Source organism: Bacillus sp. K2I17 (genome assembly GCF_002209985.1).
Taxonomy (GTDB): domain Bacteria; phylum Bacillota; class Bacilli; order Bacillales; family Bacillaceae_G; genus Bacillus_A; species Bacillus_A wiedmannii.
In genome coordinates, this window is sequence record NZ_NJGF01000017.1 from 82,276 (window position 1) to 108,226 (window position 25,951).

20 protein-coding genes are annotated in these 25,951 nt (G+C 33.0%); 8 read left to right on the top strand and 12 right to left on the bottom strand.

Annotation, left to right across the window (positions count from 1 at the left end; translation table 11 throughout):
* Positions 1 to 118: 118 nt before the first annotated feature.
* Positions 119 to 1,549: a PQQ-dependent sugar dehydrogenase gene (locus tag CER22_RS19295; RefSeq protein WP_088609373.1), complete on the bottom strand. Its 1,431-nt coding sequence runs from the start codon at positions 1,547 to 1,549 to the stop codon at positions 119 to 121.
* Between the two features lie 201 nt (positions 1,550 to 1,750).
* Here CER22_RS19295 and CER22_RS19300 point away from each other — a divergent pair, with 201 nt between their 5' ends.
* Both CER22_RS19300 and CER22_RS19305 read left to right on the top strand, forming a co-directional pair.
* Entirely contained in the window at positions 1,751 to 2,008 is a 258-nt protein-coding gene (locus CER22_RS19300; RefSeq protein WP_060486781.1) for a hypothetical protein, read from the top strand.
* 48 nt (positions 2,009 to 2,056) lie between these two features.
* Positions 2,057 to 2,506: an NUDIX hydrolase gene (locus CER22_RS19305; RefSeq protein ID WP_088609374.1), complete on the top strand. Its 450-nt coding sequence runs from the start codon at positions 2,057 to 2,059 to the stop codon at positions 2,504 to 2,506.
* A gap of 43 nt (positions 2,507 to 2,549) precedes the next feature.
* Here the strand turns inward: CER22_RS19305 and CER22_RS19310 are convergent, their stop codons facing one another.
* From CER22_RS19310 to CER22_RS19335, 6 genes are all read right to left on the bottom strand, one after another.
* Positions 2,550 to 3,665, bottom strand: a complete 1,116-nt coding sequence (locus CER22_RS19310) for an NAD(P)/FAD-dependent oxidoreductase (RefSeq protein WP_060486860.1) — start codon at positions 3,663 to 3,665, stop codon at positions 2,550 to 2,552.
* A 126-nt stretch (positions 3,666 to 3,791) separates the two neighbouring features.
* Positions 3,792 to 4,445 carry a YdeI/OmpD-associated family protein gene (locus CER22_RS19315; RefSeq protein ID WP_088609375.1) on the bottom strand — a complete coding sequence of 218 codons (654 nt, stop codon included), beginning with the start codon at positions 4,443 to 4,445 and terminating at the stop codon, positions 3,792 to 3,794.
* Between the two features lie 144 nt (positions 4,446 to 4,589).
* Positions 4,590 to 5,360: an arylamine N-acetyltransferase family protein gene (locus CER22_RS19320; RefSeq protein ID WP_088609376.1), complete on the bottom strand. Its 771-nt coding sequence runs from the start codon at positions 5,358 to 5,360 to the stop codon at positions 4,590 to 4,592.
* Positions 5,361 to 5,498: 138 nt separating this feature from the next.
* Positions 5,499 to 6,002, bottom strand: coding sequence for a MepB family protein (locus CER22_RS19325; RefSeq protein ID WP_141555565.1), 504 nt, complete (start codon positions 6,000 to 6,002; stop codon positions 5,499 to 5,501).
* A gap of 105 nt (positions 6,003 to 6,107) precedes the next feature.
* Positions 6,108 to 6,479: a DUF4180 domain-containing protein gene (locus CER22_RS19330; RefSeq protein ID WP_088609378.1), complete on the bottom strand. Its 372-nt coding sequence runs from the start codon at positions 6,477 to 6,479 to the stop codon at positions 6,108 to 6,110.
* Positions 6,480 to 6,679: 200 nt separating this feature from the next.
* Positions 6,680 to 7,372, bottom strand: a complete 693-nt coding sequence (locus CER22_RS19335) for an HAD family hydrolase (protein WP_218824979.1) — start codon at positions 7,370 to 7,372, stop codon at positions 6,680 to 6,682.
* Between the two features lie 447 nt (positions 7,373 to 7,819).
* Between CER22_RS19335 and CER22_RS19340 the strand changes: the two genes are divergently transcribed.
* The 4 genes from CER22_RS19340 (at position 7,820) to CER22_RS19355 (ending at position 11,751) form a co-directional block, all read left to right on the top strand.
* Positions 7,820 to 8,485, top strand: coding sequence for a response regulator transcription factor (locus CER22_RS19340; protein WP_000800743.1), 666 nt, complete (start codon positions 7,820 to 7,822; stop codon positions 8,483 to 8,485).
* Complete coding sequence (locus CER22_RS19345; protein WP_088609380.1) at positions 8,478 to 9,950, top strand: sensor histidine kinase; 1,473 nt, start codon at positions 8,478 to 8,480, stop codon at positions 9,948 to 9,950. The genes CER22_RS19340 and CER22_RS19345 overlap by 8 nt, the downstream gene beginning before the upstream one ends.
* Before the next feature lie 357 nt (positions 9,951 to 10,307).
* Positions 10,308 to 11,240 carry a class A beta-lactamase gene (gene bla, locus CER22_RS19350; protein WP_088609381.1) on the top strand — a complete coding sequence of 311 codons (933 nt, stop codon included), beginning with the start codon at positions 10,308 to 10,310 and terminating at the stop codon, positions 11,238 to 11,240.
* 328 nt (positions 11,241 to 11,568) lie between these two features.
* Positions 11,569 to 11,751 (top strand): hypothetical protein, encoded by a 183-nt coding sequence (locus CER22_RS19355; RefSeq protein WP_060486771.1) that lies wholly within the window; start codon positions 11,569 to 11,571, stop codon positions 11,749 to 11,751.
* Between the two features lie 295 nt (positions 11,752 to 12,046).
* Here CER22_RS19355 and CER22_RS19360 read toward each other — a convergent pair whose 3' ends face one another.
* Both CER22_RS19360 and CER22_RS19365 read right to left on the bottom strand, forming a co-directional pair.
* Positions 12,047 to 12,724: an ABC transporter ATP-binding protein gene (locus CER22_RS19360; RefSeq protein WP_060486770.1), complete on the bottom strand. Its 678-nt coding sequence runs from the start codon at positions 12,722 to 12,724 to the stop codon at positions 12,047 to 12,049.
* An 11-nt stretch (positions 12,725 to 12,735) separates the two neighbouring features.
* On the bottom strand, positions 12,736 to 14,166 hold the full coding sequence (locus tag CER22_RS19365; RefSeq protein ID WP_088609382.1) for an ABC transporter permease: 1,431 nt from the start codon (positions 14,164 to 14,166) through the stop codon (positions 12,736 to 12,738).
* A gap of 155 nt (positions 14,167 to 14,321) precedes the next feature.
* Between CER22_RS19365 and CER22_RS33125 the strand changes: the two genes are divergently transcribed.
* A complete protein-coding gene (locus CER22_RS33125) occupies positions 14,322 to 14,489 on the top strand; it encodes a hypothetical protein (protein ID WP_162862808.1) in 168 nt (55 codons plus the stop codon).
* A 295-nt stretch (positions 14,490 to 14,784) separates the two neighbouring features.
* The gene (locus CER22_RS19370; RefSeq protein ID WP_088609383.1) at positions 14,785 to 15,741 is read left to right on the top strand and encodes an alpha/beta hydrolase; all 957 of its coding nucleotides are present in this window, start codon (positions 14,785 to 14,787) and stop codon (positions 15,739 to 15,741) included.
* A 111-nt stretch (positions 15,742 to 15,852) separates the two neighbouring features.
* Here the strand turns inward: CER22_RS19370 and CER22_RS19375 are convergent, their stop codons facing one another.
* The 3 genes from CER22_RS19375 to CER22_RS19385 are packed head-to-tail and all read right to left on the bottom strand — an operon-like array spanning position 15,853 to position 25,383.
* The gene (locus tag CER22_RS19375) at positions 15,853 to 17,307 is read right to left on the bottom strand and encodes a pyridoxal phosphate-dependent decarboxylase family protein (RefSeq protein WP_088609384.1); all 1,455 of its coding nucleotides are present in this window, start codon (positions 17,305 to 17,307) and stop codon (positions 15,853 to 15,855) included.
* A 55-nt stretch (positions 17,308 to 17,362) separates the two neighbouring features.
* On the bottom strand, positions 17,363 to 24,373 hold the full coding sequence (locus CER22_RS19380) for a non-ribosomal peptide synthetase (protein WP_142293511.1): 7,011 nt from the start codon (positions 24,371 to 24,373) through the stop codon (positions 17,363 to 17,365).
* A 32-nt stretch (positions 24,374 to 24,405) separates the two neighbouring features.
* Positions 24,406 to 25,383 (bottom strand): SagB/ThcOx family dehydrogenase, encoded by a 978-nt coding sequence (locus CER22_RS19385; protein ID WP_061672242.1) that lies wholly within the window; start codon positions 25,381 to 25,383, stop codon positions 24,406 to 24,408.
* Positions 25,384 to 25,951: the final 568 nt, after the last annotated feature.

A 25,951-nucleotide genomic window follows, 5' to 3' on the forward strand; every position in this document is an offset into this window, starting at 1 on the left:
ATTTATCACTTTCTATTTTTATTCATACACTTATTGTTTATTTGTTACCTTCTAAAAGGAATCAATCATTATACAATAGACGATTATATAAAGAATGTATCTGAAAGTTTTTATCATATCAAGGAACGATTTCAAAAATAGTACCTTTGTTAAAATCCGTTACTTTCATAGAACCATAGACCCCTAAATATAATCTAGTTTGATCTAAATTTGTTCCCAAACTCATATAAAAAGCCGCTTGCGTACCAAAATCATAATCGATTTCAATAACATGAAAGTCAGTATGTTTACCATGCGTACCAGCTCTAGAATAAGCTAACGCACCCTTTACTGGAGACTGAGATTCTTCTTTCTTAGCAAGGTCAGTAAATACGACGCTACCTGTTAAATTTGGGATTGCAGTCCCCATATATGGCTGAACTCCTGTAAGTGAAGTTCCTCCAAACTTATCCGGTCTGGAATCTTTATGATAATAACTTATTAGAGGTTGAATACGATTTACTGATGTTACTATTGTTTCATCATAATAAGCCGTTATCCTCTCATCCAAAGTAGGATTCTCAGAACAGTGCCTTATAAAAGAAGTAGGTAATTCCCCTTCCCATCCTCTCCACCCAAAATTAATAACTCCATATTGATCAGGAGTATCTCTCATTAAATGGGTTTGAACGATTTCGGTAACTGGTATTGATTTATATAGAACAAAAGAAAAAATAGACTCTACAATATCTTGTCCGACGTTACCGGCATATTTGATATATTGATTATGCAACCTTTGAAATGAAATACCTGTTATATTACGTACGCCTTTTGCAATTAATGTAAGAGTTTCTTGAATAGATAGAGGAAGTTCATTAAAACGTGTAACTACTGGAGGATTATTTATGGACGTATTTTTACTTACATCGATTTCAATTATTTTACCCGCTATTTCTAAATCATCCTGGCTTAAATTAAACGGATCATAGCCAGAACCACCATCTCCATTAGTAAAAACAAGTTTTCCAGTCTCAGGTGAAAAGTTTAAGCTATTTACGCCGTTATGATTAAAAAATGGCCGTTTTATATTAAGTAATGTTCTTCGCTTTTGAGGTTGGCCATTTGATTGTAAAACCCATTCTTCAACTGTATCAATATGATCATATTGAGTATCTCTATTTGTCCACTTTAAATTTAAAGTTTTCGGGTCACAAGGATTCGGTTTAAATTGTTCTGAAAGCGAACCTGGTCCTTGAGTTCCAGCCATTGAATAATGAAGGTAAAATAAGCCGTTATGATTAAATTGTGGATGGAACGCTAGTCCCAGCAAACCGCGTTCATCATAACCGCTACTAGAAACACCTTCTTCAAATGTACCTAATTTAATAATTCGGTGACGAATATTTAAAAATGTCTTTATAGCTCCGTCTCCTATGTAAAAAACCTCTCCTAATTGAGTTGCGATAAATAGTCTTTCGATCGATTCACCTGGAAGTATAGCTGTTTTCAATACAGTCGGTAAATTTACTTTATGAACGATGGGCCGTAAACGAACCTTAACTTTTGTCAATTAACTTTACACTCCTTGTTATTCTTTTTAATAGAAGAATATGATGAGAGTAGTTAAATTAGTATCAAAACTATAGACGTAAAAGTGTGATATCCCTGTTCGTACAAGTCTGTTTTCTACTTAGCATCAATTAACTTACATTCCTTTTTATTACATTTTTGATATAATATAAGTATAAAATATAAATTAGGGGGACAATTCATGGCAATCTTACTACAAATCATCGTACCACTTATATGTGCAATATACTTATTTACCCTCTATCGTAATAGTACTATTGGAAAAGCTGCTTTTCTCTTAGCAGTCGTTATTGGGATTTTCGGTTTAGAGAATATCTTTCAATATGCTAGTTTAACTGATCATACTGTTTATCCATATTGGGGTAGTTTGAAGGCTGTAATCTTTATTTTATCAGTGGTGTTTTTATTCAAAAGAACCCCCACTCCATTTAATAATTAACAATTATTCATGTTTATTTAAAGCTTATTTTCAGAAAGAGGTTATGCAATGAGAGCACCATATCAAGCATTAATATTTCCTTATATAATAATTGAAGATTCTATTCAATACGCTATTTTTAACCGAAGTGATTATGGTTATTGGCAAGGAATAGCTGGTGGTGGAGAAGATGGTGAAACTCCTATTGAATCAGCAAAACGAGAAGCGTTTGAAGAGGCTGGTATTATAAAAGAATGTCCCTATATAAAATTAGATTCTGTTTCTTCACTACCTGTAGAGGATGTAGTCGGAGGATTTCTTTGGGGAGAAGATGTTTATGTAATAAAAGAATTTTCTTTTGGAGTTAAAGTTTCTACAAAAAATGTTTCATTATCTAAAGAACACTCCAATTATAAATGGTTATGCTTTGAGGATGCAGTAATGCTTTTGAAATGGGATAGTAACAAAACAGCATTGTGGGAATTAAACAAAAGGTTATTAAAGCAATTAAAGTATTAGCTATAAATAAAAAAGATTAGGAGCGAATCCTAATCTTTTTTTGTTATTCAATTGCACCAGCAACGTCATAATCGTTTAAATCTAATTCAATTGGTTGTCCGAGTGCTAATTTAGCAAGTTCTGAACCTAAATATGGACCAGCTGTTAAACCTGAAGCTCCTAATCCGTTTGCAACAAGAATACCGTCGAAGTTAGGAAGTGGTCCGATAACAGGTAAGAATCCTGGTGTAAATGGTCTAAACCCAACTCTCGTTTCAAGCATAGTACCATCTTCTAAACCAGGTGCAACTGTTAATGCTTTATGGAATACTTCATGTAAACCACCTGCTGTTATACGATGATCGAAGCCAGTTTCGTTTTCATGAGTAGCACCAATTACGACATGACCATTGTCAAACGTTAAAATGTATTGATCGTTTGGCGGCATAACAACTGGCATATTTTCGGTTGCTGTATTTTCCGTTTGCAAATGAACAATTTGTCCTTTTTGGAACGTAACTAAGAAATTGATTCCTAATGGATTCAAGATTTCATTCGCCCATGCCCCTGCAGTTACAATTACCTTTTCTGCTACCATTGTTTCGTCATTTACTTTAACTCCAATAATATGATTACCTTCACGGACTAATACCGCGTCTCCTTTTATAAAAGTTGCGCCATGTTTTTTTGCAGCACTTATTAATGCGTTACGTAATGATCTTCCGTTTACTCGTGCAGCGCCACTAATATGAACAGAACTGTATTCTTCAGATAATGCTGGGAATAATTTTTTCGTTTCTTCAGCTGATAAGCGAGTGATTTCACCAATCTCTGGTGCATCTTCACGTCGTTTATAAGCGCGCTCTTCCATTTTATCTAACTTTTTCTCATCAGTATGTAAACTAATTGCACCTACACGTTTGTATCCTGTATCCGTTTCACCGTCTGCTTCTAATTGCTGAATTAAAGAAGAATAGTAACGTGCACCGCCTTTAGCAATTTTATACCACGCTTTATTACGACGCTGTGAAAGCCAAGGACATACAATACCAGCTGCTGCATCAGTTGCTTGCCCTAATTGTTGTCGATCAACGATAGTAACATTCGCACCTGCTTTAGCAAGATGATAAGCAGTAGACGCTCCTAAAATACCAGCTCCAACTACAATATACGATTTCATTTCAAACACCTTTTCTCTTTTGCTAATTATTTAAATATAAGAACTTACTTTAGTATACTGAAAGGAATCCTTTTTTCAATGTGCTAAGCGTAATTAATTGTTGCATCATTGTGATTTTCCTAACCATTATTTTTTCTTCTTGCGGAATAATTCAATTGTTTTATAGCCTTGTGAAAGAATTTCAATCATTTTCTCAAGACGTTTGTCACGTGTTTTTTCTTGTTTTACAGAAAATAAATTACGCGCCCAATCTTTTTGATATCCAGGTGTTAAACTTTGATAAAATTTAAGTTCATTTGGATGATTAACTAATAATGCTTCAACATCTTTAATACGATCTGCATAATCGGCAACACATTGACTCATAGCAGGCGTTTTCTTCTCTTTTTTCTTTTCACGCTTTAAACCTACAACAGTAAAGACGTCGTCCATACTTACCATTCGTGCAAATTTAATATCACTCTGTCCTACATACCCATCTTCGCCAACGTTTAACGCTGGAAACATCTCATCACGGTGAATAAACGTACTGTAACGAGAATTACCTTTTTTCGGATACGCAAAGAATATGTAGCCTTTTTCAATTAGTAATTCTTCATTACTAGTAATATAATTCGTTTGTTTCACCATTTCATCAAGTGTTTCTACAAAAATAAAAATGGCATCGTGTTCTTTTGAAAATGCAGTTTCTTTTCCTGTGAAAATGTCATAATCACTAGGTTCATTCATTACGACCATATTTGTATACTTATTAAGTTTCAATTTATCAATAATTGACATAAAAATCTTCCTTTACATTCAAAATTCATTGTACATACTGTTCTAGTGTATTATATCTATTAATAAAATCAAACTTTAATAGTTATTTTAAATTAAAGTTAATAAAATAGCCGATTCTGCGTAAGAACCGGCTAGCTATTCGTTTCATCTCAACTCAATAGCAAATAAAGTATTTAATAGCTCTCTATATTGATCTTCTGTAATTTCACATTTTATTTTTTCCCCATTAATCATTTCAGTAAAACTCGTATTCGTTAAAGAGACATGGCCATAGTCCGTTAATTTCACTGCAATTGGTCCCTTATTAAAAATAGATTTCTCATCTTCTATTACTCTTTTTTGAACATCGTTCACTACTGTCTCATCAATGATACGATTATAAAAGGCATGACAAACTTTCCACTCTCCGTTCGTATCTTTTCTTTCTAGAACGTAATTTCCTTTACTTGTGTCTCGTTTTCTCACTCGATACGAACCATTTTTAGAGGAAACAGGCTCTTCAGTAAAAGGTACAGGGATTAAAGGTACTAAGGAAGCAATACCTACATCAATTAAGTATCGTTCGTTAGCATACTTTAAAATAATCGTTATATGTCCATCTTCAAGTGCCCATGCATTGATTTCATTTTTATATACGGTTCCAAGTGCAAGTTGTACATCATAACCACAATCTTTTAAAAAGTAGTAAAAAAGAGTATTTAATTCATAACAAAGTCCGCCGCGGGATGTAGTTAAAATTTTATTCTGTAAATTTTCCATAGTAATTGTATTCGCATTGCGTGCTATAACATCTAAATTCTCAAATGGTATAGTGTGTGCAAATGCAAAGAGAATTGTATTTAATTCTTCAAACTTCACTTCAGTACGGTTTGTAAGATTCAATCTTGTAAACAGTTTGTATTGTAGACTTGTCATATTCAGCACCCCTTAACATTTATAAGTTAAAATAGTATATGCTGATTGTAAATTTGATGGGGTACTGAAACAATGTACATTTCGTTTAACTGTACCGGTACAAAAAGTCTAATTCACAAGATTACTTAAGAAAAGAAGCTACAAATACAAATGTAATAGTTTATCTATAGGTAAATTATTATGATCGCTTATATCAACAAAATATTGAAGTTGCCACATTTGGCTCTTTTTAGCTTGGTTGCTAACAGGGGTATCCCAAATTGGATAAACTCTCATAGCCATCTTCCCTTTTTGACTTTGCGTTTTTAATATTTTTTCTTTAAGAAGAATTTCTTTAGGGAAAATAAATTGTCCTAGTTGATTATCATCTATACAAGTGATAACTAATAAGTCAGGAGCAGCGTCATAAGAAAATGCTTGATTATGCATATTGTCATCTTTCTCCCAAAAAGAAACAAATTGACCAATTTTATTAGGCGTAATTTTTGATACTCTAAAACGGATAGTTTTGTTATTTAAGTGAAATAAACATCCTACATATTCTGCGTTTTGCTTTTCTTCTTTTAGATTCGTAATCATTAAATTGTTAGGTTTGTAAACTAAATTGTTTAAATTTCGGATTGTATCATTAAAATTGTACAAGAAAACTCCCCCTTTATTCATCTCTTAGTTTACCACAAACATCAGTTCTTATATGTTGTAAATAATAAGCGACGTGAAAAAGAGGGAGATTTTACTATGGTATTATTAATGCTTCAATGTACTTAGTTTTTCAATTGCTTGTTGTTCAGTTGCTAAGTAAAAAATGTCTTTCCCTTTATTACATTCATAAATAAAATCCTTGAAGCTTTTACTCGTATACATAGAGAAATCTCCAATAATAGCAACCTTTACTCTGTAATTTATAAACTTTTGAAGGATATCACCAGCAAGGCGTGTTTTTAAGTCAAAGAAACTTTCAGTTATTAATGATTTGTCGATAATAATATGTTTAGCATCTACCTCATATTGAACTGTTGCCATAAGATCCAACGCAGTTTGAACATCGGATATTAGTACTTTATCATTTTTTATGACCGCAATATTTATTCCATCGATAACTAATTTCTTTATTTCCATAGTCCCACCCCTTTATAATTTACACAGTATGAGTAAAATTATTTTAAAAACTTCGTATTAACCATAGATTAAATTAGCCGCAACTATTAAAATCGCCACTATTTTTTATTGTAAATATCTATTTTTTATTACTAATACGGTCAATGAAATTAATGATAGTTTCTCTTTTTATATTTTTGAATATATATATGAAATTGCTTTTACTTGTTATAAAAATATTGTGGATTAACATAACTTAACAAACTATCCAAAGTGTTAATCTCGACATATGGTTGTATTTGGGTAGTATTCTTGATTTTCTGAGGGTTAAACCACACACCTTTTATATTTGCATTTTGAGGACCAGCAATATCCTTTTCTAAGTCATCTCCAATAAATAATACATCTTCTGGTTGCACATTAAGCTTATTTAATGCTAGTTCGAATATACGTTTATCAGGTTTACTCAATCCTACTTCTTCAGAAATAATAATCGTATCAAAGTAATTGTTTAAATTCGTGTTAATTATTTTAGCTTTTTGTCTATGCGTTGAGCCGTTTGTTATAATTCCAATTTTAAAGTGACTCTTTATATGATTTAAGAAATGAATAGTATTTTGGTCTATCGAAAAACATTTAGGGAAATTTAAATTCCAAAAATCTTGGATATAATCGCCTGGCAATCTATATTTCGGCGCGAATTCATCAAATAATGATTCTAAAACTATCGTTTTATCACTAATGCCGTATTCCCTTTTATCGTATTCTTTGAATTTCTGTAACATATTGTTTTTGACTGTATCACTAACATCCTCATAACATTTTTCTAAAACTAATAAAAACAAGTTATCTACTGCCTTATCCCTATCAATTAACGTATCATCTAAATCAAACAGCATCGCTTTATAACCTATCAAATAATTTCACAACCTTTCTCACATGATTTAAATAATCCCTTGTTCGCACCTTAGGCCTTTACTAAATTAGCAAAAAAACTAAAAAGTTTGTGGCGTACGCTCTAAAATTTCGCTGGCTTCTTTTATATTTAAATTCATCTCCCTTTCCCCTTCTAGTAAAGTATCGAAAGTATATTTTCAAACAGTTTAAAAAACTACATGCAATTTACATTATTATACATTAGTTTTTTGTAAATATTAATCGTTTAGCTTTTTATATAATAAGTTTTTTCAAGCACACAAATATTTCTCCATAAAAAAGGAATATGGGTAATAATACTTTTTTGTGGAGAATACACAATCTTGAAAATGGAGTTACTACGTTAAACGTCCTATGAAGTTTCCTACTGTATCTCCACATAAACTACAGATAGTACGGCTATAATGACTACCAGAGGTGATATTATGAAAAACTATCATATCCTCGTGGTTGAGGACGATCAAGAAATTCAGGAATTAATTAAACAATTTCTAATGACACAACAGTATACAGTGGTAGTTGCTTCAGATGGACTAGAGGGTATGACACAATTTAATAAGCAATCCTTTGATTTAGTGCTTCTAGATGTAATGATGCCCAATCTTAATGGATTTGAAGTTGCTAAAATGATTCGAAGTCAGTCAAACATACCAATTATTATGCTAACTGCGTTAGAAGAAGAGGAAGATCAAATGAAAGGGTTCGATCTTGGGATTGATGATTATATAACAAAACCCTTTTCGTTTCATGTTTTGATTAGACGAGTCGAAGCTGTACTTAGAAGAAGTTATGATAAAAATGTAAATAATTATTTGGTATTTAAAGAAGTGCGCATTGATGTTGATGCATATAGAGTATATGTAAATGATGTTGAAATTTTGTTAACGACAAAAGAGTTCGAAATTCTACAACTACTATTTCAAAATGAAAGAAAAGTACTTACAAGAGAAAATATCGTAGAAAAAGTTTGGGGATACGATTATTTTGGAGAAACACGAATAATAGATACACATATTAAAAATCTACGTAAAAAACTAGCTATCCCCTATATTAAAACAATAAAGGGGATTGGTTATAAAATTGATGAATAGAATTGTAAAAATCATGAAGATGAAGCAAATTACTTATAAACTCTTTATGACTACATCTCTCATTTTGTTATCCTTTGCAGTGTTGATTTATTTAACTTTATATTTCTTTCTCCCTACGTTTTATGAGCAATACAAAACAGATCAACTTCAAACAGGGATAAAAGAAATAATTGATAAATCCAAAGATCTTACGTTTCAAGATGCGATACCACTTTTTGATGAATACGCAAAAAAAAATAACGCGATGCTTTCGCTTCAAAATAAAGAAGGAATAATTATTTACTCGCCTTCATTTTCTTTTATTCAAAGTGGTACACAAACAACAGTAGTTACTAAAGCAGCAAGATTTGAGAATGCAGGTACCATTAGCAATTCATATAATGTTACGGAACCAATTCAATTCCAAGATGGTAGTTTAACGCTTGTAGTGTTCGCAACATTTCAACCGATTGATGAAGCTTCGCAAGTATTAGTGCGCTTTCTCCCCTATATTAGTATCATTGTGATCGTAATTGGTATAGGGAGTGCTTATTTCTATTCCAGGTTTATTACAAAGCCACTTATTTATATTAACGAGGGTGCACAAAATATGGCAAATTTAGATTTCTCCGAAAAAATTGAGGTTCGCTCTACAGATGAGTTAGGAGAATTATCTAATAGTTTGAATGACATGTCTATTAACTTACAACAAGCTATGTTTGATTTAAAAAAAGCAAATGAACAATTAAAAAATGATATTGAAAAAGAAAGAGAAATAGAAACAAAACGCAGAGAGTTTTTTGCGATTGTAGCACATGAATTAAAGTCCCCTCTTACTGTAATGAAAGGATACTTAGAAGGGATGATATACAATATTGGCCCTTATCAAAATCGTGATCAATATTTAAAGAAAAATCATCAAATTATTGAAAGTATGGAACAATTAGTTCGTGAAATTTTAAGTATGTCAAAGTTAGAACAACACACTTTTAAACTAAAAATAGAAGAAGTTAATCTTTCAAAGTTAATAGGTACAATCACAAAAGATCTCGAATTTTTCGCTTCTCAAAAAAGCATCCAAATAATAAAAGAAATTGACTCTGACCTTTCTGTTTATACAGATCGTGTTCTTTTTGAAAAAGCATGTAAAAATATTATCCATAATGCAGTTATGTATTCACCACATAATGAAAAAGTCTATATAAAGTTAAGTAAGGATTCTAAACAAGGTCAAATTAAAATGCAAATTATAAATACAGGTATCAATATTAAAGATGAAGATATACAACAAATTTTCAAACCATTTTATCGAATTGAAAAATCAAGGAATCGAAATACTGGCGGAAGTGGTTTGGGGCTATATATTGTTAAACAAATTCTTGAAACGCTAAATATAAAGTATTCTATAAAAAATATGGAACATAGTGTGCAATTTTGCATGAACATTCCTTTATCTAAACAACAAACAAACAAACTCCCCTCTTAGTAGGACGAGTTTGTTTGTTTTTGTAGCAAGTATAATCTTATTAGGAATCAATAAGGGGGACTTTTCGTTTTTTAAGCTCTTTATTTCTACCATCCAACTTTATTAAGTGGAGTTCAAAAAATGGAGTTTGCGATGCTTAAAAACAAAGTTAATAGATATGTTAAAAACCTTAATCATAAATGGAACAAATGTGTTACTTAGATTGTCTATTACGTATAAAAAAGGTATTCTTGGTAGTCCTCTCATTTTGTAATGCAAGAAATACAAGAGAAGTGCTATCCAGTGCATTTGTTAATTGTATAGGTATGTAAAATACTTATACAAAATCCATATATTCTTGAAAGAGGTTGAAAATGTATGATAGTTTCAAAGAAGGTTTTTCACATTGCACAATATAAAAAGATGCTACCTGTAGTATTACTTTCATGTGTAATGCTTATAAGCTGTTCCAATAGTAATATTCAATCCGAACCATCGAAACAAACCAAACAAGAAAATATAAGTAGGCATTCTTTTGTAAAGCTTGAAAAAGAATATGATGCTAAACTTGGTATTTATGCATTGGACACAGGTACGAATCAAACTGTTACTTATCGTTCAGATGAACGCTTTGCATACGCATCTACCCACAAAGTCCTTGCTGTTGGAGCACTGTTACAAAAGAAATCAATAGAAGATTTAGATCAAAAAATTAAGTATACCAGCAAAGATCTAGTGAACTACAATCCAATTACAGAAAAATATGTAGGAACAGGTATGACTCTGAAGGAGCTTGCAGATGCTTCCATTCGATATAGTGATAATACTGCACAAAATCTTATTCTTAAACAATTAGGTGGGCCAAGTGAATTCAAAAAATCACTAAGAGAAATAGGAGATTCTGTTACAAATCCTGAACGTTTTGAACCAGAATTAAATGAAGTGCAGCCAGATGACACTCGTGATACTAGTACCGCAATGGCATTAGCTACTAGTCTTCAAACTTACGCGCTAAGTGATATCCTTCCAATTGAGAAACGGAACTTTTTAATAGATTTGATGAAAAGAAATACTACGGGAGACAACTTAATCCGTGCTGGAGTTCCAGCAGGATGGGAAGTAGCCGATAAGACTGGCTCTGGGTCTTATGGAACAAGGAATGATATCGCAATTATTTGGCCACCAAATAAAAATCCAATTGTACTTGCGATACTTTCTAATCATGCTAAAGAGGATGCGAAATACGATGATAAACTTATTGCAGACGCAACTAAAATAGCGTTAAATGCTTTAAAAATAACGAATAAATAATTACTCCTACTTTACGGTACTTATATTTTGAAAGACATACACGTGTCTAAACGCTAAGAAGTATTAGTGAATTTATCCGAATTAATCAATATCGAATAATAAGTATCTCTTGGTAAAGGTTTACTATATTTTAAATGAGCAAATACTTTAGTATATATAGCTTTTGAGTAATCAAATTTTCGTTTTTTGAAATATAGTATACTGTATTGGAAAAGAGAACCATCCACTATATTTGTCGAATCACTTTTATTTTGTCTAATATTCGGTACTTAGTTTTCTCCAGACTGATATATTATACATACAACTATTCTAGAAAGGTGATGATGTTATGTATGAACAACAAAATAATAGGGATAGAGATCAAAAAATGGTGTTTTCTATGCACGGAGTTCCCTCAAATAAAATTAACATGAATCAATTACCTAAATGGATTAGAATTTTTGGCTATTGTGCGTTTGGTTGGATGATAGTATTTAGTTTAATTATGATTGTAGGTTTAATTCTGCAATAACTATACAAATACACAGTTAAACGGGACAGCATTTAGATTATATATCTAGGTAATGTCCCGTTTTTTATGTGTGATTATCCCATGATATAGGTAACCAATTATAATAAAAAGAACTTGTAGAATATCCTACAAGTTCTTTTTCAAGTATTGTTAAAAAGGAAACAACAAACTATTTTAACATTCAGTACAGGGAGACCATTTTGATTATGGCTTGATTTTATTATATATCAAGTATAAGCTTTTGAAATGGATGGTTTTTGAAAATTATGTGAATTAAAAAGCTAAGATATTTGTATTAGATTTGGTTTACGACCAACTTCTTCTTACTTAAATACACTGCACGATCAGATTTTTTAGCAACTTCCTGTGAATGCGTTACAACAATAATACATTTATTCTCTTTATGTGCAAGTTCTTGAAACAGTTCTATAATATCCATCGCTGTTTCTTCGTCGAGGTTTCCTGTCGGCTCATCTGCAATAAGTAAATCAACATTACAAGATAATGCTCGAGCAATTGCTACACGTTGTTGTTGCCCACCACTTAGTTGCAAGACGTTACGTTTCGCTTCTACTTCAGTGAGTCCTACTTTCTCTAATAACTCTAATGCCCTTGCCGTCTTATTTTTCACTTTAACACCTGTAATTTCCATCGCTGTTAGGACATTTTGAAGAGCAGTCATATAAGTAATCAAATTATAAGATTGGAAAATTACAGATACATTTTGATTACGATATCGATCCAAACCAATTTTTCGAATATCTTTGCCATTATACAGTACATAACCATTTTTAGGGACATCCAGTCCACAACCTAAGCTTAGAGTTGTAGTTTTACCAGATCCAGATGGCCCTAAAATCGTGTAGAAATGCCCTTTTTGAAAAGAAAAGTTAACATTGTCTAGTATCGCTACATTTTTCCCATTACTTTCATAATAATAATCCAAATTTTTAAATTGTAAAATCGTTTCCATGTTAAGCCTCCTTATTCATCTTTTAAAAGAATTTGTTTTGGATTTAAACGTAGAATAGATAATGCCGGAAGAAGCGTTGCTATTATAGCAATAGCTAGTCCAATCCCCCCCATTTTCCCTACATCTTCTCGTGTTACACTTACATCAATTTTATCAATTGGATCTTCTTTTTGATTTTGTAGAGTACCACCAGGTCCAGACATCATTACAGTACTATTTCGCGTGGTGTCCGTTTCTTCGCTTGCAATAGCAATTTCACTCGAAAGTAAATTATCCCCGATATATTGAGAAACCTTAGCTCCTGTTGTTATGGATAATCCAAATGCTAAAATAGCGACACATACTACTTCTACTACGAACTGCGCCATCAGTTTCCATTTTTTCTCTCCAATAGATAACAGAATTCCCATTTCCTTACGACGTCCTTTAATTGATAGCATAATGATTAACCCTAATATAATCGCACCTGCAATTGAAACAATATAAATAATTATTTGAGAAGTCGAAGAGATATTTTCGATAGGACCAATCATTTGCTTGTACAATGAATCATGCGCATCTAATTTATAATAATTAAAATCAATATTAGATTTTTTTGCTTCTTTTTTAAATGCATCAATATATTGTGGATCATTCAAGAAATACACGACTTGAACACTACTTATACCTTGGTCTACTTCTAATTTTTTCATAGTTGAATGCGGCATATATAGTTTATTAGCTGGATCCATAATAGGAGGAGCCTGTTGACCCATTGCTTGCTCATTTGTTTCGTAAATACCGATAATTTCAACCTCAAGGGTTTCCTTCTTATCCCCTGATTGCACTTTAACTTTGTCTCCTACTTTCAAATTGTTTAATTCTGCTAATCGTTTTTCCATTAAAGCTACATTCTGACCCTTCATTTGCTCTGTAATTGGTTTTCCATCAATGATTTTACTTTTTCCGTTTTTAAAGCTTTCTTGTAATGCAGTCTTGCGGACCCCCTCAATCATAAAAGAAGCATTCATATCTATTTCTGTACCGGAACTTGAACCGCCTCGTACAGCCACCATCCCCGCTTTACCTTTCCCTTCGTCTTCTCCTTCTGAAGCTCCTACTTGCTTAAGTCCATCAGAAATTCCAAAAGTGTTGCCTATGTAATTATAGTCTTTTACATATTTTGACTCCGCTAATTGATCTGCTTCTTTTGTGTTAAGCTTCGGCAGATTAGGCATTTCTCCAGTTTCACTAGCTTGTTGACCTAATTTGTCAAAATCAAGACCTAAAGTAACATCTGCGCCCAGTTTTTTTCTTGCAGCATCCGCTGCTTTTTTTGATGCATTTTGGATTGTGAACCCTGAAAGAACCAAATTTGTAACAATCAGAAATACTGCCATCAAAATTAATGATGTTCCTATCCTTTTTTTCATACTGAGAATTGCGCGTTTCATAAAATTCATTTTCTCTTACCTCCTTGATAACTTGTATTCTATATATGTTATCTAGAGTCTATATGGAGCTAATCGGTAGTTTATCTAGAGATATAAGGAGTTTATGTGTAGTTAGTTAAAGTCCAATTGCAAAGTTTTGTATCATCAATACTGATGAGGAAATTGTGAAAGCATATTGCGGAGAGAATGCAATTAAACATGTAGCTGGAAATAAAGATGGTTCAGCGGATGAACTTCATACAGTTATTAAAGAGGCTACTAATAAAGTAAGACATAACTCTTATACAATTCCAAAATTAATCAACCTTCATTTAAGGAATACAAATGTATGAATTCGAACAGGTATCATTTGCAATATGTCATTAAAATAAAAAAGATCATCACTTGGTTTAGTTAGAAAACTAAGTGTACATAAATACAACGACATGAAAACACTTTGTTCCTAAATCCACTACTTGTATTATTGGTTGCGTGAAACTCCTTCTTGAGAAAGGTTTTTATTTCTGAATATTCTGTTGACTGTTATAACATATCCAATTTACAATTTAATTATGGTGTTCTTTCACAATTAAACTACTTAGAATACACTTCATTTATTTGAAAATAATTACAAATAGAGGTGCTCAAATGAAAAATAGAGTAAATCCAGAATTATTACAAGGGTTAGAGATGTTTCCAGATCTCGATTTACGCCCGGAAAACTTGCAATCAATTAGAGAAGGAATAGCTCAAATGAGACCACCTACCGTTGTTGATGACTCCCTTTCGTTAACAGATGAAGTCATTGTTGGACCAGATGCTAATCCTTTACCATTAAGAATTTATCGTCCAAAATCAAATCATAAATCTTTACCTGTCTTATTATGGATACATGGTGGTGGATATATCTTAGGTTCTATAGATGATAACGATGATACTTGTATGAGGTTTGCAAAAGAAGCTCGCTGTGTGGTCGTATCTGTAGACTATCGCTTAGCTCCTGAACATCCTTACCCAGCACCAATTGAAGATTGTTATGCAGCTTTAAAATGGATTGCTGATAATGCAGAGTTATTAAACATTGATTCGAATCAAATTGGGGTTGCAGGAGTAAGCGCTGGAGGTGGACTAACAGCAGCATTATCATTATTAGCCCGAGATCGAAAATACCCTTCGATTTGTTTACAAATGCCACTCTATCCAATGATTGATGACCGAAATAATACACCTTCGGCCAATGAAATTAAAGAGGGATTTGTTTGGAATCAAAAGGCAAATGAAGCTGGTTGGAAAATGTATTTAGGAGAAATGTATGGAACGGATCAAATCCCTGCCTATGCAGCACCTTTTCGAGCTGAGGATTATAGTGGCTTACCATATACCTACACATTTGTTGGTCAATTGGATCCATTCCGCAGTGAAACATTAACCTATGTAAGCAATCTAGCGCAAGCTGGTGTTGATGTCGAATTTCATTTATATCCAAATGCCTATCACTGGTTTGAAGGATTGAATCCAAATGCCGAGGTATCTATTTACGCTGTGAACGAAATAGTACGAGCAATAAAAACTGGTTTCAAAAGAGTATCTAAAGTTGAAGCTTAATCCCTTTACAAGAGAAACATTCATGAATAGTTTGCATTGGTGAGTATTTATTTAAATATAATAGCCGATTTTTTTAAATCGGCTATTATTACGTAAAACTTACCTAATATATCAAGTCTGAGAAACAGATATAAGATGTTTAGACGAAGTGTTTATTTCCTCTGCCACTGCTTTTATGCTCATCATGATTTGAAGCATTTCTTCTATTGTTGTCCTTGGATTGATAGAGCAAAGTCGAATTACTATTTTTTCTTTCAATCTAGTCGTACTTAGCATAGAAAATCCTCTTTGATTAATTTCTTCCACCAGTTTTTTGTTTATTTCATGAATTGTATCTGTAGACGTTAGACCACAAGGAATGTAACGAAAAGTAACAATTCCTAATTGAGCAGGTGTTACTACTTCCCAATCTTTTTCTTTCCTTAAAAACTCTTCAACTTGTTCAGCCAACATAATACCATGATCTATTGCCTCACGAAAAGCTGTGATTCCAAATGCTTTAAAAGAAAGCCATACCTTTAATGCTCTAAATCTACGAGAAAGTTCAATTCCGCGCTCCCCAAAATTCACTTTTTCTTCTAAATTAGTTTCCGTATCCTTAATATACTCTGGGATCATACGGAACGTTTTACTTAAATATTGGCTATTTCGAATGAGTACACAACCAACATCATAAGGCTGAAAAAGCCATTTATGCGGGTCTAACGTCAAAGAATCAGCACGATGAATTCCTCTTAACAACTCCCTTCCTTTTTCACTGAGAATTGCTGCAGCCCCATAAGCCCCATCCGCGTGTAGCCATACATCTTCATCACCACATAGATCAGCCAATTCATCGAGAGAGTCCACCGCTCCGCAATTCGTTGTCCCTGCATTGGCAATAACACAGAATGGTTTTTTCCCTTTTAATCGATCTTCTTTTATTTGCTTTTTTAAAGTACTAACTGAAATTCTTAGCTCTTCATCTGTTTCAATTCGGCAAATTTGATGATGTTTAAACCCTAATACTTTAAGTGCTCGATCTACAGAAAAATGAGTTTGGTTAGAGAAATACACAACCGCATTTTCTATGTCATTATTCAACTTGACCTGTCTCGCTACAGTAAGTGCAGTCAAATTAGCCATGGAACCGCCACTGACAAATAGTCCTTCTGCTGAATCAGGGAATCCTAGCATTGATTTTAACCAGTTGATTGTCGTTAATTCAATTTGTTCAGCACCTGCACCTACTATCCAAGCTGTAGGAAATACATTAAATCCACTTGCTAAAAAATCTGCTACTACACCAACATAATTATTAGGACCGGGCACAAAAGCCATAAAATGAGGATGATCCACATGAGTAATTTGATTAAACACATTGTTATTAAGGAAATGAAGTAACTCTTTTGGATTGGATCCGTTTTCCGGAATCGTTTCAATTAGCTTGTCTCTAAAAATATTACTATCAATCGTTTCCGAAACTGGTTTACTTTTTAAATGATTCATATGATCAACAATTAAGTCAACCGCTTGATATCCTAACTGACGCATCTCTTCAGCTGATAACTGCAGGTTTTTTGTCATTTGGTTTACCCCTATTCTATTTAAAAAGGCGAGTTCTTTCTCGCCTTTTTATTTTTTATAATTTGTATTCACCGATTGCCTGTATTGGATTTTGAAGAATCATGTTGATTAACTGATGGATGTGATTCAATATTTCTTGTATTGTCGCTGCTTCATATACGGTTTGATTATATCCAAACTTTATTGTAAGTGTCTCTTCAGGGAAGCACATAATTCCATACTTTACATGCGGCTCATCAACAACTTCGTAATCTGTGATAGCAAAATTTCTGTTTTCATTTGAAGAGAAGATAGCTTGGTTAGTTGGATAGTTTTCAAAAACCCAAAGATGGTCAGTCAACTCGGTTTTTAATTCACTTTGCTTTTGTATATCAACAAATGAATAATATGCATACTCATTACACTTCAATGTTTCTAGTTGTACTTTTTGCAGGAAATTTACAAAAGTTTGCGTTTCTGTCCATGCTAGTCGGATAGGCAAAACATTTGTGAACAGACCAAACATATTTTCAATTCCTTCTACTTCGGGAGGTCTGATTGATACGAGATTAGGTAATACTATCTCTCTTGTTCCATTGTATTTGCCAAGCAATATTCCCCATACAGCTAGTAATGCCGTATTCATAGTTATATTGTTTTTAGTTACAAATGCCTGTAACTGACTAGTCAAATCCTTATTTAATGTTAAATCCATAAATGTGAAGTTTAACCCTTCACTTTGAGTTATTACTTTCTTTTTAGGAATACTAATTTTCCGATTGTACCCTGATAAATAATCGCGCCAAAAATCACGTGCTCTCTCATGATCTTGTGCTACAGTCCAATTTATGAATGTTTCAAAAGGTTTTACAATAGGTAAATCCGCCATAGTTCCGGCATTTTTTGTTTCATAGAGTTGGAATAATTCGTCTATTAAAATGCTGACGCTCCAACCATCACATAACAGATGATGGGAACTCCAAACCACCTTATGCTCCTTATTACCTAGTTGGAATATACAGAGACGGTTCATGAGTTCATCATTTTTAAATCCTCGACTTAAATTTTCATTCATCCACTGGTCTAGGAATTGTTGCTGTTCTTGTTTCGTCATATCAACCAATTTTTTTATCTCTGAAATCATTTGAACATCATGTAGAACAGCTTGCCAAGGTTGTGCTTGTTCATCTTGCACAATTATTGTTCTTAAAGAATCATGACGATTAATTAATTGTTGGAAACACTGAATAAAGAGATCAATATCCAGTTCCCCCTCAAGTGACCAAATTATTTGTTCAAAATATGCATTTGTATCCGGTTCAGTCGCAGCATGTTCATAAATAACTTTCTGGAAAGGTACTAATGGGTAAATACGTTCTATATTTATATCCGGCATTTTTTCTTGTATTTTGGTAAGTATATGTTGATTAAGTTGTTTATCTTTAACATTTAGTAATGTAGCTTTATTATCGTTCATATTGTTTACATCATTTGTTTGTGAACTTGAAAGATGGTCTAGCTTTTTAACAAATTGAACCATGTCCCCTAATATAGGAAATGAAAATAGATTTTTTGGCTCTAGCTCAAATCCTTGTCTATATAGTCTGACGGACACTTGAATTGCTTTTATCGAATCTCCACCTAAGGCAAAGAAATGATCATTTACCCCAACTCGATCTACTTTGAGTACTTCTTGCCAAACACTAGTTAATATTTTTTCCATTTCAGTTTTTGGAGCAATAAATACTTCATTTTTTTGTTTCTCTGGAGTAGGGAGCGCTTTTCTATCTAATTTCCCGTTTGGAGTCAAGGGTAATTGTTCCAAATAAACAAAATAAGAAGGAATCATGTAATCCGGCAAGTGATCTCGCAAATGCTTTCGTAGTTCTGTTGTACTAATATTTTGCTCATTTACCACATATGCAACTAAAAATTTTATTCCATTCTCATCTGTTTGATCAATTACAACAGCATGTTCGATTTGTTTGTAAGTTAGAAGACAATGGGCAATTTCTTCTAACTCTATTCGATATCCTTGAATTTTCACTTGATAATCTTGGCGGCCTAAAAATTCAATATATCCCTCAGGATGCATTTTTCCACAATCTCCTGTTTTGTATAAAAGACCAAAATCAGGATGTGATACAAATGCGTCATTCGTTTTCTGTTCGTCATTTAAATATCCTTTAGCAAGGCCCACTCCCCCGATATATAAATCCCCAATTACACCAACAGGGCACATTTTCTTTTCATAGTTCAACACATAATACGTTTGATTCGCCAAAGGCATCCCATATGGAATACTATTCCAATGTGATTCCACCTGTTTGACCGGATAATAAATTGACCAAATCGATGCTTCTGTTGCTCCTCCTAGTGAAACTACTTCTGCAATTGGAAAATGCCGTTTTATTTTTCCTGGCAAAGAAAGTGGAATCCAGTCTCCACTATGTAAAACTAAACGCAAAGAAGATTGTTCAAAATGAGAACCTACTTGATCCAATGCCAAATCCATGATTGCAGGCACTGTATTCCAAATTGTAATTCCTTTACGCTCGACGGTACGGATTAATTCTTGCATGTTTCTTGGATCACGAATCATTACCAACATTGCACCTGTGCTTAACGTTCCGAAAATATCGTATACAGATAGGTCAAAACAGATGGAAGAGATACCAATAATACGATCATCTTCATTTATCTGATATTTTTGATTAATGTCTTGAATGGTATTTGCAACCGCTTGATGAGTAATAATTACTCCTTTTGGTTTCCCTGTACTTCCTGAAGTGTATATGATATAGGCAAGATCTTCTGGACCAGCAATAGCGGGCATATCTTCTGTTGTATATAATGACAAATGTTTTTCTTCATAAAGACTAGGTTCTAATAAAAGTTTGCATGAGCTATTTTTTAAAATATATGTTTGGCGATCTAAAGGATGATCGGGATCAATCGGAACATAAGCGGCACCTGCTTTTAAAATACCTATCATATTAGCAATTGTGTCAACTTGTCTTTTTGCTAAAAGACCCACTTTGTCACCTAGACCAATGTCTTGCTCTTTTAAGAAATGCGCAATTTGATTGGAGCGTTTATGAAGTTCCGAGTATGTTAACCATTCTTGCTCAAATACCACTGCTACTTCATCCGGTGTACGTTTTACTTGGTCTGTAAATAATTGATACAGAGTAGTTAAAGGTATTTTTTCAGTTGTTTTATTATATTGCTCAATTAAAGTTTGATCCGATTCTTTCATCTGCAAAGATGTTATGTCGCTTTGTTTCACTAATTGTTCCAATAAGTCAACAAATTGGGAAAACATTGCTTCTATTACATCAACATCAAACAACTCTTCAACATAGTTCCAGCTAATTAATAACTCTCCATTTTTTTCAATTACTACATTATCCAAATACACTTGTGGAGTCCGAGCATGAATATGGCGAAGAGAACCAAGCTGTTCCCAAGCAAACGCACCCGCACCTGCTAGCATCGAGGTGAAAACAATTGGCATAACTGCTTTTGGCGTCATTTGGTGGTATCGAGTAAAATCTCGAATAAAGTTAACTCCATCGTAATGACGATGTTCAAGGCCATCCAATAAAGTAGATTGCGTTTCTTTTACTCTAGTAAAGAAAGATTGCTCTGGTTTTACATCAACATCCAACAAAATAAGCGATGTGAAATCTCCCACAATCTGTTCTACTTCTTCATGAACAGGATAACGGTTAAATACAGTCAAATTAATTGCAAATTTACGTTGATTACTCCAATATGCCAACACATCACCATATATTGTACAAAGCAGAGCGGAAGGAGTTACTTCTTTCTCTTGTGCTAACTTTCGTAGCTTTGTCCACTTTTCATTGTCCAGGATCTTAGTAAGTGATTGGAATTTAGGAGTAGCAATCTCTGCCGGATCCTTTTTTAACAGCAAAGAAGATGCAAATGGAAAGTCAGGAAGCTTACTTGTCCAATAATCTTTTGCTGTTTTATATTCTTCACTTTGTTCCATTTCATCATAGATAAACATGTAATCTTGAAAATCAAAAGATAGAGATTCTAATTTTTGATTTGGTTTATAATAATAATGCAACAAATCTTGTCCAACTATGTTCATGCTTGCTCCGTCCATTAATAAAGCATCGTATCGAAAACATAATAAATACGTGTCTTCTTTTAAAAGAAAGGCTTTTAATTCAAACAAAGGCCATTTCCCCAAAGGGAATACATGGTTAGTCATTCGAGAACGTTCTTCTTGTAAGCGAGCATTTTGATTCCTATCATCTAAATCTATGAGACTAACTATTTCAATCTCGTAATCAGGAACGCTTTGTAATATTTGCTGTTCTCCCTCTGGTAAAATTACAGCTCGCAACATTGGATGACGATGAATTACCTTTTGAAAGCTTTTTGAAAGACGATTAATATCCAATTTTGTTTCATATTCAAAATATGTTTGAGGTGAAATACCACTTAATTCAAACTGTGAATTCCTCCCTAACATGTACGCTGTCTGAACCTCTGTTAATGGAAATGACTTAGACAAATCTTTAACATGAGTTGGTCTATTTTCAAAGTTTTCCCCTTTATGCTCTACCTCTACACAAGAACTAAGTTGAGCAATCGTAGGATGCTTAAAAAAATCTGTTGTACTTATTTTTAAGCAGTCTTTTCTTAATAAATTAATTACCTGAAGTGCTTTAATCGATTCTCCTTTTAAAGCAAAAAAATTATCATGAATACCGATGCCCTCAATCTCCATAACTTTTTCCCATGCATGCACCAATGTTTGTTCAATTTCATTGCGCGGTGCAACGTATGGAATTGATATATAATCCGTTTGTGTTATATCTAATAATCTTTTCCTATCTACTTTCCCATTTGGATTCAGCGGAATCTCTTCCACCTGAATCATTTTTTCAGGAATCATAAACTCAGGTAATTTATCACTTAAATATTTTCTGATTTCATCAAAAGAGACCTTATTATCGGATACATAGTACGCAGCTAATAATTTCCTATTTCCATATACTTGATCAACAACGATAGCTTGCTTTATTTGTGGATATTCCCTTAACTGGCTTTCGATTTCTCTTAATTCAATCCGATATCCCCGAATTTTTACTTGATGATCCATTCGACCTAGATATTCAAGTTCTCCACTAGGCAACCAACGAACGAGATCACCCGTATGATACATCATTTCTCCTGCAGTAAAAGGACTCGGTACAAATTTTTCATCTGTCAGTTTAGATTTCCCAAGATACCCTCGTGCTACCGCCACGCCACCAATACAGAGTTCACCCGGAATTCCAAATGGTTTTAATTGACCATACTTATTCAATATATAGGAATGATAATTCGGATTGGGACTTCCAATCGTAACTTCTTTGGCGGAGCTCAAATCCTTTACTGTTGCACAAATGGTTGTTTCTGTAGGACCATAAATATTTAAAATTGTCGCTTCACTGATGCATCGAATTTTTTCAACCAAATCAATGGAAAATGCTTCTCCTGCTAACAAAATAGATTTTAAATCTTTCAGAAAATTTACCCCTTCTGGATCACTTAAAATCACTTCCATTCGCGATGGCGTTGATTCCCATAAATCTACCTTATGTACTTTGACCAAATGAGCCAATTCTTTTGTTGCAAACTGGTCCTCTGTAGCAATGACTACTTTCGAGCCTTGTGTTAAAGGAAGACATATTTCTAACAAGGAAATATCAAAAGAAACACTAGCAAGAAACAAGAATGATTGATTATCTTTTACTTTTTCTCTCATTGCACTTAAAAAATGAACAAGAGATTTCTGTTCCACCATTACTCCTTTTGGATTTCCTGTTGATCCTGATGTGTAAATGACATAAGCTAAATCATTAGGAGCGCCTTCCCGAATTAAATTACTTTCTTCACCTTGGAAGAGATGTTCCTCATCAAGATACAGCACTTCACCAGCAAATTGCGGTAACTCTACTTCCGTTCGCTTGCTCAATAAACATTTTGCTTGACTATCTTGTAACATATATTCAATTCGTTCATTTGGATAGTTAGGATCGATTGGTAAATATGCTGCACCTGCTTTAAAAATTCCCATCATGCCAATGATCATTTCTAATGACCGGTCTACCATAACCCCAATAATACTTTCCTTGGATACACCTTTACTTTGAAGAATAAAAGCCAATTGATTTGCTTTCTTATTCAATTCTTTATATGTTAAATATTGATCATTACAAACAACAGCGATTTGATCTGGGGTTTTTAACACTTGTTCTTCAAACAAATCTTGAAATGTTAGAGACAAGTCTATGTTTGTATGACTGTTATTCCATCCTTCTAACAACTCTTTCTCTTCTTCTGCAATAATACACGTATCTTTCACTGCCAAATTCGGATTTTTTAATACTTGCTTTAAAATATAAAGATACGAATTTGCAAACTGTTGCAAAGAAGAAAACGAATGAGATTTGAAAGAAATTTGAAATTCAAATTCATTATGTATTTCATTCCATTTTCTTTGTATCCAAACCGCTAAATTATTCTCTGCATATTCTTCTATCGAATTTTTATTATGTAACCCTTCCATCCCAATAATAATTTGAAAAGGAGTTAAAGGATGTTCCACTAATAATTCAGAGAGTGGATACCCCTGATTGTCATACCCGAATAAAGTCGTTTCTTCAATCTGATTCACTACTTGTTTAAAGCTATGATGCGGATGGATTTCACTTCCTAAAGGAATCAATTTATTAAGATTCTCGCTTTTTTCAAGATTTTTTTCGATTACAGGAATACCAATAGTAATTCTTTCTTGATCTGTATAGTGTGCCAAACAAATCCTTAACGCGGCCTGTAACCAGCTAAATAATAATAAATCTTGAGACTTACTTTCTTTTTGTATACTTTTACTCAACTCTACATTCATTATGATTTGAACGTGCTCACAAGGATTTTCTTTATTTAGTTGGTAATCACTATTAAATATAGAAAAATCAAGAACCTCGGAAGATAATTGCTCCTTCCAAAACGCTTCTACCCCTTTATTTCCATGAATAGAACTTCGATCTTTAATGTGCATGTTTATCTTTATCCCCCTAATATTCATTTCTTCTATTCGTTAATTTTCAGGCCAACTTCAAGCCCATGGAGAAATACTTGATGGTTATCCAAACATAAAAATTGCTGAATCTCTTCAAATTTCATATGACCAACTGAACAAACGCCTAAATTTAATGTCTCAGCAACCATATTTAAGGTAGCAGTGATAATGCCTGACTCAATACAAGCAAATAAATATCCATCTGAACCGTATTTCGGGATGGAAGCGTTCGCATTATAAACCAAATAAACTGAGAAAGCAGATTGAGTAAATAAATCCTGGTTAATTAACTCATGATCACTTTTGATTACTTGATCAATGTTGTTTACAATCACAAGACTATTTTTTGATGGGTTATAATAATAAAACCCAGCTTTTATACCTTCTATACGTTTTGGTTTTATATAAACAAAGATATCAATAGGGTAGAGTCCGCCTGCACTTGCGTAATGATAGTATATTTTTTCTTCCCTAACCTGTTTTAGAGTTGATATGAAATGGGAAAATTCTAAAAAATTAATATGTTTTTTCATATCAAATTGGCGACAAGACCTACGTTCCTTGATTATAGTGGGTAGCTCATTTGTTGTTTCAAGTTGAATTTCGGTTGATCGCGCAGCAACGTGCGTTCGATTAAATTGTTCACGCATATACGTATCTAACTCTTCTTTAGAAAAGCGAATCTGGTTGCTATATGGATTCGGAAAAATCTTTTCTTGTGTGGAAAATACTTCTCTTGGGTGTAATATGTTACTTACTAACACACGATTTTTTATCATAAGCTCTATTGTTTTTTGTGTCTCTTCTATATTTCCTAAAGAAAAGCGCTCTACTAGTTTACTAATTTTTACACCTTTTTGAGCCATAAAATAAAACTCAGGAAACCACTCAGACAGAATGCCTGTAAATCTCATTTCCCCTATCAAAACTTCATTATGCAACTTTTCCCAATGCTTAATAGGAGACCAGTAATAAATTTTCTCGTTCATATAACCCTCCATAAACTTTTAACTTATTTTTGAAATGCAATTTTCTAATCTACAAAAAATATTTTTTAGATTCTGATCCTTGTCTCATAGTGATTATAAATACATGCACTTCAACGAAATTTGAAAATAATGAAATAACTTTTTCTTCATTAATTTTTTTTATTTCATCATAAAAAGTGTTTTTTTATTAGATATTTCACATCCTTTCCCATAGTAATCCTATAAGGTATAAACCATTTAGAATATTAAGAACATTGACGCATTTGCAATGTGAAATTATTGTAATGGATTGGAAAGCAGATGGGTATAGTTATTAAACATATTAATATTGAGAAAGTTTTATTTGTTATATCGATAAAATTTTCTCGTGATATTTATTACATATAGATTAAGAAAAAAATTTAAAATTTTTCTTTTGAAGTTAGTTTAACAATGTAACGTACCATTACATACAAGTAAGTTACTAACATACCGTATTTAAAAAAGAGAAAAGACACCATTTTGAAGTGACCCCTGTCAAGTAGACAGTATTCAAAAAACACAACTAAGCAACCTGAGTTCTATATTT

Bases quoted from the DNA above. Each gene is read 5' to 3' on its own strand.
- CER22_RS19300 (WP_060486781.1), top strand. From the start codon at position 1,751: ATGGCAATCTTACTACAAATCATCGTACCACTTATATGTGCAATATAC.
- CER22_RS19305 (WP_088609374.1), top strand. From the start codon at position 2,057: ATGAGAGCACCATATCAAGCATTAATATTTCCTTATATAATAATTGAA.
- CER22_RS19310 (WP_060486860.1), bottom strand. From the start codon at position 3,665: ATGAAATCGTATATTGTAGTTGGAGCTGGTATTTTAGGAGCGTCTACT.
- CER22_RS19315 (WP_088609375.1), bottom strand. From the start codon at position 4,445: ATGTCAATTATTGATAAATTGAAACTTAATAAGTATACAAATATGGTC.
- CER22_RS19320 (WP_088609376.1), bottom strand. From the start codon at position 5,360: ATGACAAGTCTACAATACAAACTGTTTACAAGATTGAATCTTACAAAC.
- CER22_RS19330 (WP_088609378.1), bottom strand. From the start codon at position 6,479: ATGGAAATAAAGAAATTAGTTATCGATGGAATAAATATTGCGGTCATA.
- CER22_RS19340 (WP_000800743.1), top strand. From the start codon at position 7,820: ATGAAAAACTATCATATCCTCGTGGTTGAGGACGATCAAGAAATTCAG.
- CER22_RS19345 (WP_088609380.1), top strand. From the start codon at position 8,478: ATGAATAGAATTGTAAAAATCATGAAGATGAAGCAAATTACTTATAAA.
- bla (WP_088609381.1), top strand. From the start codon at position 10,308: ATGATAGTTTCAAAGAAGGTTTTTCACATTGCACAATATAAAAAGATG.
- CER22_RS19355 (WP_060486771.1), top strand. From the start codon at position 11,569: ATGTATGAACAACAAAATAATAGGGATAGAGATCAAAAAATGGTGTTT.
- CER22_RS19360 (WP_060486770.1), bottom strand. From the start codon at position 12,724: ATGGAAACGATTTTACAATTTAAAAATTTGGATTATTATTATGAAAGT.
- CER22_RS19365 (WP_088609382.1), bottom strand. From the start codon at position 14,166: ATGAATTTTATGAAACGCGCAATTCTCAGTATGAAAAAAAGGATAGGA.
- CER22_RS19370 (WP_088609383.1), top strand. From the start codon at position 14,785: ATGAAAAATAGAGTAAATCCAGAATTATTACAAGGGTTAGAGATGTTT.
- CER22_RS19375 (WP_088609384.1), bottom strand. From the start codon at position 17,307: ATGACAAAAAACCTGCAGTTATCAGCTGAAGAGATGCGTCAGTTAGGA.
- CER22_RS19380 (WP_142293511.1), bottom strand. From the start codon at position 24,373: ATGCACATTAAAGATCGAAGTTCTATTCATGGAAATAAAGGGGTAGAA.
- CER22_RS19385 (WP_061672242.1), bottom strand. From the start codon at position 25,383: ATGAACGAGAAAATTTATTACTGGTCTCCTATTAAGCATTGGGAAAAG.